Genomic DNA, 13,002 nt, shown 5'->3' with positions numbered 1-13,002 from the left:
GCAACATCTGCAACGACGGAGGCCCGGGCATGTGCCCGGGCCTCCGAAGGTGATGCTGCAGCGACGATCAGTTGAAGGTGTACTTGGCACCGACCGTGAAGTAGCGGCCGATGGCTCCGCTGAAGTGCAGCGGGTTGTAGTTCACGCCGCCATAGGTGGTCGGATCGAGCGGTGCGATGCGATCAAACACGTTCTGCACCGATGCGTTCAGTTCAAAGGCTTCGGTGATGTTCCAACGGCCGGACAGGTCGAAGGTGGTGAACGAGGAGATCTTCTCGACCGGCGAGCCATCCTCGTAGAACGCCAGGTAGTCGCCGCCACGGCGGTCCTTGTTCTCCAGCTTGCTGATGTAGTTGGCGACGCCGCTGACACTCCACGGGCCCTGCCTCCAGGTGGTGCCGAAGTTGATGCGGTCCTTCGGCGTGCCGATGCAGTTGGTGACGTCGCAGTTGCCGTGGGTGCCGGCGTAGTCGACCGTCACATCGGCATCGGTGCGCTCGAACTTCAGCACATGGCTCCACTGCAGATCCATTTCCAGCTGGCCCGGACCGATATCGAAGGTCTGGCGGATATCGGTGTCGATACCGCGCACGCGGGTGGAAGCGGCGTTGATGTACTGCGTGTTGACCGCCAGGATGCTGCCGGTGCCGGCAATGCCGTTGAGCAGGTTGGTGTCGCGCAGGACGTTGCCGGCGGCAATGGCGTCGGCGGTGCTGCCCTGGGCGATTTCGTTGGTGCGCTTGATCTGCCACGCATCCACCGTCATCGAGGTGGAGGAGGTCGGCTGCAGCACGATACCCACCGAATAGCTCTTGGATTCCTCCGGCTTCAGGTCGCTGTTGGGGCGGGTGATGATCGCCACCGAGCGTGCGGTGCATTCGGCTTCACTGATGGCGCAGCGCACCGGGTCGCGGGCGTTGGAGAAGGCGGCCAGGCCACCGTCGCCGTTCTCGGCCGGGTTCGGCGCGCGGAAACCTTCGGCGTAGCTGGCGCGCAGCGCGATCCAGTCGGCCGGGGTCCACTTCACGCCCAGCTTCGGCGTCGCCTTGCCTTCACCGCTCTCGTACTTGTCGTAGCGCAGTGCACCGGACAGCTCCAGCTGTTCCAGCACCGGCGCGGACAGTTCGACGTATCCGGCATACACGTTCTGGGTACCGTCATAGGCCGAGTAGCCCAGGCCGATGATGTCGCCGGTGTCGGTGAACGTCTGCGGGGTCAGGCTGTTGCTGGTCTTGCGCCACTCGGTGCCCATCGCCAGGCCGAGCGGGCCACCCTTGAGGTCCATCAGGCTGCGCGACACGGTGAAGTCGAACATGTCCAGGCTGGACTTGGCGCGTGCACTGATCTCCGGCGAGATGAAATCGTACAGCGCCTGCGAGTTGAGGTTGGCGTTGTCGCCGATGCGCCATACGCCACCGGCACAGTTCGGGTTGGCCAGTGCACAGCGGACGTTGTCGTAGTGCAGGAAGCCGGTACGACGGTTGATCAGGTCGGTGCCGGAGTGCAGGTAGGCGGTGTCATAGTTCCAGTCGCCCCAGTTGCCCTTGACGCCCACCAGGAAGCGGTTGAACTCGTTGGTGTTGTTGGTCACGCGCGGACCAACGTCCCAGGCCGAATAGCGCAGGCGCGAGGCCTGGCCGGGAATCGGGTTGTCCGGATGATCCGGGCCGAGCACGGTGGCACCGGAACCGCTGTTGGCGTTGACCGGTCCTTCCGGGTAGCCCCAGCCGCCGGACACGCCCGAGGGCGTGTTGCTGAAGGTGGTTTCCTTCTTCGAGTAGCCGATCTCGGTGTAGATCTCGCCGCCTTCGCCGAAGGCGAAGCTGGCACGTCCGAACACGTTGATGTACTTCTCTTCCGGGCTCAGGTCACGGAACTTCTGCGCCGGATCCCACAGGCAGCCCTGCTGCTGTGCGGTCGCATCGGTCTGGCCGGGAATGCTGGTCAGATTGGCACAGCCCGGCAGAGCCACCAGGAACGCGGGATTGTCGTCGTCGACATTGCGGTCGTCGAACACCGAGCCGTTCGGGCCCACGCCACCGGCAGTACCACCGGACAGGTAGGCACCGCCCAGGAACTGCGCGTCGGCGGCGGAATAGCCCCAGCGACGGATGTCACCGGTGCCGATCCACTTGCGGTTCTTGCGATCGCCGATCTTGATCGCGTCGGTCTTGCCGACGTCCAGGCTGAAGAATGCGTTCCAGCCATCGGTGGCCAGGTCGCCGGTGCCTGCGGTCAGCGTCGCCTTCTTGGCATCGCCGTCGCCGTCGCCGGAGACGCCGTAGGAACCGCGCAGGATCGCGCCCTGGAAGTCGCTGCGCAGGATGATGTTGACCACGCCGGCGATGGCGTCGGAGCCATAGATCGCCGATGCGCCGTCCTTCAGAACTTCCACGCGCTCCACCGCATCCAGCGGAATGGTGCTCAGATCGGTGAAGACCTTCTGGCCATCGTCAGCCAGGCCGTAGGTGGCCATGCGGCGGCCATTCAACAGCACCAGCGTCGAGCCGGCGCCGAGGCCACGCAGGGAGATGCCGGCGCCGCCGCCGGCAAAGCCGTTGCCGAAGGTCTTGGGAATCGAGCCGGAACCGTCGGCGGTCAGGGTCTGCAGGTATTCGGCGACCGTGGTCTTGCCGGTGCGGTCGATCTCCTGGCGGGTCACCACCTGCACCGGGGACGGTGTCTCGGTATTGGTGCGCGGGATGTTCGAGCCGGTGACCGTGATGCGGTCGAGATTGGTGGCCTGCTCCTGGGCGAAGGCGGAGGAGGAAACCACGGCGCCGGCCAGCAGCAGGGTGCTGCCGGTAAGGATGTGAGTGATGGACGATGCCAGGGTGTCACGGCGGCTGGCGGGCCGATGGATCGGGTGTTTCACAGCTTCTCTCCTAACTGGAAAACCTTGCGTTGAGGGCTGTCGCCGGATCAGGTCCGGGACGGGCCAATCTAGGTTTCCGGCAGGTGACGGAGTCGTGAAATTTTGCTTAATCGGCAGCGCGCGGACGGGCGGTGTGCGGATTCGCAAACCCGGTCGCGGATTCCGGCCCGGCCTGAGGCCGGGCCGGTGCAGCGGTCAGTCGGGCAGCGAGAACTGCACCGGCACCATGCCGATGGCAGGCACCGCCACGCCGTCATGCTGGGCGGGCTCAAACCGCCAGTGGCGCAGCACCTGTTGGCGTGCGGCCTGGTCCAGGCTGCGCGAACCGCTGCTGCGTTCGATGCTGACCGCAACAGGCTGGCCGTTGCTGTCCACTTCCACGCGCAGCAGGACCGTGCCCTGTTCGCGGTTGCGCAGCGCGGGGATGGGATAGGCCGGGGGCGGCGCACTGCGGTACTGCAGCTGGGCTCCCGCCAGCGGCGTAGCTGCCGCCAGCGTCGGCGGCGCCATCACGGCGGTCGGTTCGGCGGCCGGCAGGACGATGCCTGGCGCGTCTTCGACCGTTGCGGTGGGGGCTGGCAGCGCCGGTGCGGTCGGCACTGCCTGGGAGCGGGGGGCGACCTTCACCTGTTCGGGTTCGGTGGGCAGGATCGGCGGAGGTTCCGGTGTCTCGACCTTTTCGATCCAGCGGACCGTGGTCGTGTCACGCGGGGCCTGTACCGCCTGGTAGGTGGCGGGGATGAGCAGCAGCAGCAACGCCAGCAGATGCAGTGCGATGGCCGCGCTCCAGGCGGCGATGCGGGCGGGGTCGAAGTGCGCGGATGCAACGGGATACGTACGAACCATGGTCCACCTCCGTGCCAGTGTCGAAAGACGTCAACGCACCAGGGCCGCCATCGGGGTTTGCCGCACGCGGCTGGCAGCCAAGCATTAGCGCGTCGTGGCCGCCATTGCCTAGAGGCATGTCAGGCGATGTTGAACTGGCCTTCATCTACGCAACGGGGCCGGAGACCTTTCCGCTGGAAAGGCATCCGGCCCCGTGGGCAGCAGATCAGGGCAGGGCGCTGTCCGGCGGACAGTGCCCCCGCCGTGCCGGGTCGTCAGCGACCCAGCTCGAACACCACGTCCAGGTTGACCGAAACGGTGGATTCGCCCGGCGCGACCGGCGTGGCCTTGTCCATGGCGGCCGAGGCCATCTGTGCCCGCATCATCGGCACCGGGCGGAAGCCGCCGTTGCTGTTTTCAGAGATGCTGACGATGCGGCGCACCTGCAGGCCCAGCGACTTGGCATAGGTCTGGGCGCGCGCCTGTGCCTTCTTCAGCGCGGCCAGGCGGGCTTCGTCATAGACCGGCTCCGGCTGGTCGATCTCGAAGCTGGGGCCGTTGATCTGGTTGGCGCCCTGGGCGGCCAGCGCATCGAGCACCCGGCCCAGCTTGGCGATGTCGCGGACCTTCAGGCTGACGGTGTTGCTGGCCTGGTAGCCGGTGATCTTCGGTGCTTCGTTGTCGGCATAGCGGTACTGCGGGTTGAGGCTGACGCCGCTGGTCTGCACATCGCGCTCGGCGATGCCGGCCGCCTTGATCGCGGCCAGCACCTTGTCCATCTGCTGCGCATTCTGGCGCATGGCGCTGTTGCCGTCGGCGGCCTGGGTGACCACGCCGGCCGACAGGGTGGCCACATCCGGCACACGGGTCGCTTCGGCGTTGGCCGAAATGTTCAGCAGGGTGCCCTCGGCCGGGGCGGCGATCGGCGGCGGCGGGGCGGCATGGGCGGACATCGAGGCTCCAAGGGCGAGGGACAGGGCAAGCAGCAGCGGGGAGGCGGTCAGGCGCATGGGATCTCCTTGTTGTGGCGTGAGGGTGGTGTCGTAGCGATGAACGCGCTGTGAGTCCGTTCGGGGTTGAAGGCACGCGGGAGCAGGTTGCCGACGATTCAGGCGGCGGCCTCAGGTTATGCTGTGCCGATGCTCTATCTTGCTTCCCGCTCCCCCCGACGCAACCAGCTGCTGGCCCGACTCGGACGCCCCTTCCAGGCGCTTGACCTGGAGGTTGTCGAGCAGCGCGCGCCCAGTGAAAGCGCCGAACAGTACGTCTGCCGGGTTGCGGCCGACAAGGCGCGCGCCGGGTTGGCCCGGGTGCTGGCCGATGACCCGGACGCACGGGTGCTGGGCTCGGATACCGAGGTCGTGCTTGATGGCGAGGTGTTCGGCAAGCCGGTCGATGCCGCCGATGCCCGGGCAATGCTGACGCGCCTGGCCGGACGCACGCACCAGGTGATGACGGCCGTGGTGGTGGTCGGCGCGGCCGGGCTGGACAGCGAACTGGTGGTGTCCGAGGTCACGTTCGCTGCGATCGGCGCCGCCGACATCGCCGCCTATGTGGCCACCGGTGAGCCGCTGGACAAGGCCGGGGCCTACGCCATCCAGGGTGGGGCCGAGCGCTGGATCGAACACCTGTCCGGCAGCTACTCCGGTGTGATGGGGCTGCCGCTGCTGCACACCGATCGTCTGCTGGCGCGCTGCGGCGTGCCGGCTCCCATTGCCAACGCCGCCAGGGAGGCTGCAGATGTCTGAGGAAATCCTGGTCAATGTGACCCCACGCGAGACCCGGGTCGCGGTGATCGAGAATGGCATGCTGCAGGAACTGCACATCGAGCGCGGCTGGCGCCGGGGTGTGGTCGGCAACATCTACAAGGGCAAGGTGCAGCGGGTGATGCCGGGCATGCAGGCCGCCTTCGTCGAGGTCGGCCTTGAGCGCGCTGCGTTCCTGCATGCCAACGACGTGGTGCGGCCGGCGCCGGTGGCCAGTGCCGACACCGAGAACACCACGCTGCCACCACCGGCCAGCGTCCCGATCGTCGAGCTGCTGCGCGACGGCCAGGACATCGTGGTGCAGGTGGTGAAGGATCCCATCGGTACCAAGGGCGCGCGGCTGACCACGCAGATCAGCATCCCGTCGCGCTACATGGTGCTGCTGCCGCAATCGAAAGTGGTGGGCGTGTCCGCGCGCATCGAGGACGAGGCCGAGCGCGCGCGCCTGAAGGCGCTGGTGACCGAGTTGTCGGCACAGCACGGCGGCTACGGCTACATCGTGCGCACCAACGCCGAAGGGCAGCCGGCCGAAGCCATCGCCGAGGACATCGCCTATCTGTCGCGGGTCTGGAACGTGGTGGAGCGCCGCGGCCGCGACGCCACCCCCTGCAGCGTGATCTATGAAGACCTGAGCCTGCCGCTGCGTTCGGTGCGCGACCTGATCCGCAAGGACGTGGACAAGGTGAAGGTCGATTCCAAGGAAACGTTCGCGCAGCTGCAGGCTTTCGTGGCCAAGTACATGCCGGTGCTGGCCGAGAAGCTGGAGCTGTACTCCGGCGATCGCCCGATCTTCGACATGTTCGGCGTGGAGGACGAGATCGGCCGCGCGCTGGACAAGCAGGTGCCGCTGAAGTCCGGTGGCTACCTGGTGATCGACCAGACCGAAGCGATGACCACCATCGACGTCAACACCGGGTCGTTCCTCGGCCAGCGCAACCTGGAGGAGACGGTGTTCCGCACCAACCTGGAGGCGGCGCAGGCCGTGGCCAGGCAGCTGCGCCTGCGCAATCTCGGCGGCATCATCATCATCGACTTCATCGACATGGACGATGCCGAGCACCGCCGCCAGGTGCTGCGGACCCTGGAAAAGGCGCTGGCGCGGGACCATGCCAAGACCACGGTCTACGACTTCTCGCCGCTGGGCCTGGTGGAGATGACCCGCAAGCGCACGGTCGAAAGCCTGGAGCGCCAGCTGTCGGAGACCTGCCCGCAGTGCAGCGGTCGCGGCACCATCAAGACCACCGAAACGGTCACCTACGAGATCTTCCGCGAGATCACCCGCGCGGTGCGCCAGTTCGATGCCGCGCGCCTGCTGGTGATCGCGTCGACCAAGGTGGTGGCGCGCATCACCGATGAGGAATCCGCGGCGGTGGCCGAGCTGGAAGAGTTCCTCGGCAAGAGCATCCGCTTCCAGGCGGATGAGCAGTACCTGCAGGAGCAGTTCGATGTTGTGCTGCTCTGATCCACGCCGGCCGAAGGTCGGCGGCGGCCGATGAGCGCGCCGCCGCGCCTGCGACTGCGAAGGATCCGCCGTCATCTCATTGCTGCCTGTGCGGTGGCCCTGGTCGGGCTGGCGCTGCTGGTGGGCACCTTCAGCCAGCTGCTGCCGCTGGCCGAGCGACACCCCGACAGGATCGCCGCCTGGTTGAGCGAGCGCGCAGGCCAGCCGGTCCGTTTCGACCAACTGGACACGGCGTGGACCCGTCGTGGCCCGCTGCTGCAGCTGAAGGGCCTGCGCATCGGCGCCGGGCAGGGCCTGGCGGTCGGCGAGGCTGAAATCCTGGTGTCGATGTACAGCGGCCTGCTGCCGGGCCGTTCGTTGACCGAGCTGCGTCTGCGCGGCCTGGCCCTGGATCTGCAGCAGAGCGAGGACGGTCGCTGGTCGGTGCGTGGCCTGCCGCAGCCCAGCAGCGGTGGTGACCCGCTGGAGGCGCTGCGCCGGCTGGGCGAGCTGCAGGTGATCGGCGGCCGGCTGGGCGTGCAGGCCCCGGCACTCGGCATCGACACCGTATTGCCGCGCGTCGATCTGCGCCTGCGCGTCAATGGCGACCGCCTGCGGGTAGGCGTGCGGGCCTGGGCCCAGACCGACGCACTGCCGCTGACCGCCGTGCTGGATGTGGACCGTGTGCGTGGCGACGGCGAGGCATGGCTGGGCGCCGATCCCATCGATTTCCGCGCCTGGTCGCCGTTGCTGGCGGCCGGCGGCGTGCGCCTGCGTGAAGGACGCGGCGAACTCAATGTGTGGCTGACCCTGCGCGATTTCGTCCCCGTGGCGCTGACCACCGATTCGGATCTGCGGGATCTGCGCATCGACGGCGCACCGATGCCGGGGCTGGCAGTGCCGCGGCTGCAGTTGCAGCGCATGCAGGCGCTGCTGCGCTGGCAGCGGCAGGCGGACGGATGGGCGATGCAGGTACCGCGCCTGCGGCTGGTGGACGACACCGGCGCGCAGCAGCTTGATGGACTGCAACTGCAGGTCGGCACGCAACTGGGCATCCGCAGCGGGGCGGTGCAGGCCGGCACCGCGCTGCGTGCGCTGGCGCTGAGTGACCGCCTGGACCCTGGCCTGCGGCGCTGGCTGTTCCTGTCAAAGCCGCAGCTGGATCTGCGGGAACTGCAGCTGGCCGGCAAGCGCAACGGTCCGCTGTGGGCCCAGGGCGAGCTGCAGTCGCTGGGTTTTGCCAGCGTCGGTGACGCACCTGGCTTGCGTGGGCTGGGCGGCCATTTCGAAGGCGACGCCGATGGCTTCCGCCTGCAGCTGCAGCCGCAGCGCGAGCTCCAGTTCGATTGGCCGACCGGCTTCGGCGTGCGCCATGACCTGCACCTGGCAGGCCAGGTGGTGGGGTGGCGCGACGAAGGCGGCGGCTGGCGCATCGGCACGGCCGCCCTGCGTGTGGAAGGCACGGATTACGCAGCCGATCTGCGCGGTGGTGTCTGGTTCCAGGGCAATGGCACGCGTCCGTGGCTGCAGCTGGCGGCCAAGCTGGACGATGTACCGATGACGGCCGCCAAGCGGTTCTGGATCCATTCCAGGATGAGCAAGGGAGCCACCGACTGGCTGGACATGGCGCTGGCCGGCGGCCAGGTGCGTGATGGTATCGGCCTGGTCACCGGTGACCTCGACGACTGGCCCTTCGACAACAACGACGGGCGGTTCGAGGCCACCGGCCATATCACCCGCGGCGACATCCGCTTCCAGCGCGACTGGCCGCTGATGAGCCAGGTTGACGCCGACATCGCCTTCATCGGTCCTGGCTTCCACATGCAGGGGCGCGGTGACCTGGCAGGCGTGCCGGTGCAGCACTTCGAGGCCGGCATCAAGGATTTCGGCCAGCAGCCGCTGTACGTGCGTGCCGATACCCGCAGCGAAGCCGGAAAGCTGCTGGCGCTGCTGCGGCAGAGCCCGTTGCACCAGGAATACGGCGAGACGCTGGACAACCTGACCGCCACCGGGCCGGCGCAGGTGACCTTCGACCTGCTGCAGCCGCTGCATGCCGACGAAGGGGGGGGGCACCTGCAGGGCACGGTCGATCTGGCCGGCGTGAAGCTGGTGGAGAAGCGCTTCGCGCTGGAATTCGACAACATGCGTGGGTTGGCCCGCTACGGCAACGGTGGTTTTGCCGCCGAGCAACTGGCGGTGCGCCATCTGGGCCAGGACGGCCAACTGAGCCTGCGCGCGGGTGGGTTCGTGCGTGACCCGAAGCTGGCCTTCGAGTCGGAGCTTTCGGCGCGCCTTGATGCAGGCGTGCTGATTGACCGCGCGCCGGAAATGGCCTGGCTCAAGCCCTACATCACCGGTACCTCGCCCTGGACCATCGCCGTCAACCTGCCGAAGGTCGCGCCAGGCGCGCCCGCTCCTCCCAGCGAACTGCGCCTGCGCTCGGATCTGGCAGGCACGCGCTTGGATCTTCCCGCCCCGCTGGACAAGCCCGCCGACGAGCCACTGGCCACCACCGTGACTGCGCAGCTGCCGATGGGGGATGGCCGCATCGACGTGGCGTTTGGCCAGCGCCTGGCCCTGGCCGCGCGCAGCCATAACAATCAGACCGGCGTGCAGGTGACCCTGGGCAGCGGCCAGGTCGACCGCGAGCCGCCTTCCAGCGGGCTGGCGGTCAACGGTCACAGCCCGACCCTGGACGCGTTGGAGTGGATCGGCCTGGCCCGCGGCGGAGACGGCGACGGCGATCCGATGCCGTTGCGGGCGATCAACGTGCAGGTCGGCCGCTTGATGCTGATCGGAGGGGTGTTCGAGCAGACCCGCCTGCAACTGCGCCCGGGCGCGCAGGCGCTGGATGTGCGCCTGGACGGCCCTTCGCTGGCTGGCCGCCTGAGCGTGCCCAATGCCGAGGGCGGCACCATCAGCGGCCAGCTCGACCGGGTGTACTGGCAGTCACCGCCGGCCGCGTCCGGTGCGCCAGCGGCACCGGCCCGGGTGCAGGCCGGCGCCAACGACATGGATCCGGCCAGACTGCCGCCGTTCGCGCTGGACATCGCCGACCTGAAGTTCGGCAAGGTGGCGCTCGGCCAGGCCGTGCTGCGCACCCGCCCGCGGGGCAACGGCCTGGAGGTGCAGACCCTGCGCTTCCGCGCGCCCGACCAGGAGATCGATATCACCGGCCGCTGGCTGGGCAGCAGCAGCGGCGCCCGCACCGAGCTGAACGCGCAGGTGCGCAGCGAGGATCTCGGCGCGCTGATGCAGAATCTCGACTACGGTGGCCAGCTGCGTGGCGGCGCCGGCCAGGCGCAGCTGCAGGCGTCGTGGAATGGCGGGCCGTCGGACTTCCAGCTGGGCAATCTGCAGGGCCAGCTGGATATCCATGCGCGCAACGGTCAGCTGCTGGAACTGGACCCCGGTGCCGGTCGCGTGCTGGGTCTGCTCAGCGTGGCCCAGCTGCCGCGGCGGCTGATGTTCGACTTCCGTGATTTCTTCTCCAAGGGCTTCGCGTTCAATCAGATCGAGGGCAGCCTGCAGTTCGGCCAGGGCGTGGCCCGCACCGACAAGGTGCTGATCGAAGGGCCTGCGGCGAACATCACCATCCGCGGTCAGGCCGACCTGCGCCAGCAGCAGTTCGACCAGACCATCGACGTCAATCCGCGTGCCGGCAATCTGCTGACCGTGGTCGGCGCAGTGGCCGGTGGCCCGGTCGGGGCGGCGCTGGGGGCGGCGACCAATGCGGTGCTGTCCAAGCCGCTGGGTGAGATCGGCGCCCGTACCTACAAGGTGACCGGTCCCTGGAAGGAGCCGAAGGTGGAGGTGATCGAACGCAGCCGCGAACGGACCCCGCCGGCTCCCGCACCTGCGCCGACCCTTCCACCGGCCGTGACCGACCTGCCGCGGTCGCGCTGAGCGCGGCCTCCCATTCCCCGGGGCTTGCCTGAGTGCCCCTGCATCCCCAGATCGAGAGCCATGACTGATATCGCCCTGACGCTTGCCCAAGACCGCCTGCTGCGCCCCGGCGGCCTGGATACCGCTGGACTGGAGCGCACCTTCGGCCAGCTGCTCGGCCCCGGTGTCGATTTCGGCGACCTCTATTTCCAGCACGCCCGGCGTGAGAGCTGGAGCGTGGAAGACGGCATCGTCAAGGACGGTGCCCATTCCATCGAGCAGGGGGTCGGCGTGCGTGCCATTGCCGGCGAGAAAACCGGCTTCGCCTATTCCGATGACATCCATGCCGATGCGCTGCTGGCGGCGGCGCAGTCGGCACGCGCGATTTCGCGCGAGGGCGGTGCCCAGGCGGGCCGCTCGCTGCTGCGCGGCAATGCACGCGCGCTGTATCCGGCGCTGGATCCGATCGATGGGCTCGGCAACGAGGCCAAGGTTGAAGTGCTCAAGCGCCTGGATGGCTATCTGCGTGCCGCCGATCCGCGGGTGAAGCAGGTGATGGTCAGCCTGTCCGGTGGCGTTGACACCGTGCTCATCGCGCGCAGCGACGGCGTTCTGGGTGCCGACGTCCGCCCCCTGGTGCGCTTGAACGTGCAGGTGATCGTCGAGCAGAACGGTCGCCGCGAGTCCGGCTATGCCGGCGGTGGTGGCCGTTATGGCTACGAAGAACTGTTCGCCGATGGCCGGCCGGAAGCGTTCGCCCGCGAGGCGCTGCGCCAGGCGCTGGTGAACCTGGACGCGGTGCCGGCGCCGGCCGGTGTGATGCCGGTGGTGCTCGGCCCGGGCTGGCCTGGCGTGCTGCTGCATGAAGCGGTCGGCCATGGGCTGGAGGGCGACTTCAACCGCAAGGGCACCAGCGTCTACGCCGGTCGCATCGGCGAGCGCGTGGCGGCCCCGGGGGTGACCATCGTCGATGACGGCACCCTGGACGGTCGTCGCGGCTCGCTGAACGTCGATGATGAAGGCCATCCGACCCAGTGCACGACCTTGATCGAGGACGGCATCCTGGTCGGCTACATGCAGGACAGCCTCAATGCACGGTTGATGGGCATGGCACCGACCGGCAACGCGCGCCGCGAGTCGTTCGCGCACCTGACCATGCCGCGGATGACCAATACCTACATGCGCGCCGGCCAGCACGATCCGCAGGAGATGATCCGCTCGGTGAAGAAGGGGCTGTACGCGGTCAACTTCGGCGGTGGCCAGGTCGACATCACCAGTGGCAAGTATGTGTTCTCGGCCACCGAGGCCTATCTGATCGAGGATGGCCGCATCACCACGCCGGTGAAGGGCGCGACCCTGATCGGCAACGGCCCGGAAACCATGCAGAAGGTGCGCATGGTCGGCAACGACCTGGCCCTGGACGAGGGCGTGGGCATCTGCGGCAAGGACGGGCAGAGCGTGCCGGTGGGTGTCGGCCAGCCCTCGCTGCTGATCGAGGGCCTGACCGTCGGCGGCACCCAGGCCTGAACATGGCAACGGCCCCGGCCAGCGCCCCGGCCGGCGGGGACTCAGTCCTCGTCGGTCGCGTCGTCCAGATCGGCGCCGGTGTCGTCGCCGGTGGCGACCTTCAGGCCAAGCGCGGCCGGCAGCATCAGCCCGCGCAGCACCTGGTAGATCTCGCGGTAGGCGCGCGGCGGCTTGTTCTTCGCCTTCTCGGCCTGGGCGTTGCGCACCAGCGTGCGCAGCTGCTGGCGATCCGCCTGCGGATACTCGTCCAGCAGCGCGGCCAGCGCCTTGTCGCCGTCGTCCAGCAGGCGCTCGCGCCAGTCTTCCACGCGGTGCATCATCGCCACCTCGCGGCGCGAGGTTTCGCTGTTGGCGTCCAGCGCATCGCGGATCGCCTCCAGGGTTTCGTCTTCCTCGCGGCGCATGTGCTTGGCCAGGAACGCCAGCTGCCGCTTGTGGGCGATGTGGGCCGTGATGCGCTTGCACTCGGCGATATGCGGCAGCAGATCCTCCGGAATCGGCAGGCGCGCCAGCTGGGCCGGGGTCAGCGACACCAGCTTCTCACCCAGGGCCAGGACTTCCAGGGCTTCGCCGCGCTTCTGCTTGCGGCTCTTGTCAAGGAATTCACCGGTTTCTTCGTCGCGTCCGCGCATCGTCCACACCTGCTTTCAAAAAAGTCGCCCGGCGTGATGCCGGGCCCAACC

8 protein-coding genes are annotated in these 13,002 nt (G+C 68.2%); 4 read left to right on the top strand and 4 right to left on the bottom strand.

Features of this window, described 5'->3' with window-relative positions; all coding sequences use genetic code 11:
* Window positions 1-67: 67 nt before the first annotated feature.
* The 3 genes from ACX9OW_RS09755 to ACX9OW_RS09745 form a co-directional block, all read right to left on the bottom strand.
* On the bottom strand, window positions 68-2,875 hold the full coding sequence (locus tag ACX9OW_RS09755; protein ID WP_065174869.1) for a TonB-dependent receptor: 2,808 nt from the start codon (window positions 2,873-2,875) through the stop codon (window positions 68-70).
* A gap of 195 nt (window positions 2,876-3,070) precedes the next feature.
* Complete coding sequence (locus ACX9OW_RS09750) at window positions 3,071-3,721, bottom strand: energy transducer TonB (protein WP_053516772.1); 651 nt, start codon at window positions 3,719-3,721, stop codon at window positions 3,071-3,073.
* A 254-nt stretch (window positions 3,722-3,975) separates the two neighbouring features.
* Complete coding sequence (locus ACX9OW_RS09745) at window positions 3,976-4,710, bottom strand: SIMPL domain-containing protein (protein ID WP_053516775.1); 735 nt, start codon at window positions 4,708-4,710, stop codon at window positions 3,976-3,978.
* Between the two features lie 129 nt (window positions 4,711-4,839).
* Between ACX9OW_RS09745 and ACX9OW_RS09740 the strand changes: the two genes are divergently transcribed.
* The 4 genes from ACX9OW_RS09740 to tldD are packed head-to-tail and all read left to right on the top strand — an operon-like array spanning window position 4,840 to window position 12,319.
* Window positions 4,840-5,448 carry a Maf family nucleotide pyrophosphatase gene (locus tag ACX9OW_RS09740; protein WP_065174871.1) on the top strand — a complete coding sequence of 203 codons (609 nt, stop codon included), beginning with the start codon at window positions 4,840-4,842 and terminating at the stop codon, window positions 5,446-5,448.
* Complete coding sequence (gene rng, locus ACX9OW_RS09735) at window positions 5,441-6,928, top strand: ribonuclease G (protein ID WP_053516779.1); 1,488 nt, start codon at window positions 5,441-5,443, stop codon at window positions 6,926-6,928. The genes ACX9OW_RS09740 and rng overlap by 8 nt, the downstream gene beginning before the upstream one ends.
* A 30-nt stretch (window positions 6,929-6,958) precedes the next feature.
* The gene (locus ACX9OW_RS09730; RefSeq protein ID WP_459062211.1) at window positions 6,959-10,813 is read left to right on the top strand and encodes a YhdP family protein; all 3,855 of its coding nucleotides are present in this window, start codon (window positions 6,959-6,961) and stop codon (window positions 10,811-10,813) included.
* Window positions 10,814-10,873: 60 nt separating this feature from the next.
* Entirely contained in the window at window positions 10,874-12,319 is a 1,446-nt protein-coding gene (tldD, locus tag ACX9OW_RS09725; RefSeq protein ID WP_065174873.1) for a metalloprotease TldD, read from the top strand.
* Between the two features lie 41 nt (window positions 12,320-12,360).
* On the opposite strand, the gene yjgA is transcribed toward tldD, so the two are convergent.
* A complete protein-coding gene (yjgA, locus tag ACX9OW_RS09720) occupies window positions 12,361-12,951 on the bottom strand; it encodes a ribosome biogenesis factor YjgA (protein WP_053516786.1) in 591 nt (196 codons plus the stop codon).
* Window positions 12,952-13,002 lie beyond the last annotated feature (51 nt).

The sequence above is a fragment of the Stenotrophomonas genospecies 5 genome (genome assembly GCF_054473825.1).
This window is presented reverse-complemented; position numbering and strand designations above follow the sequence as displayed.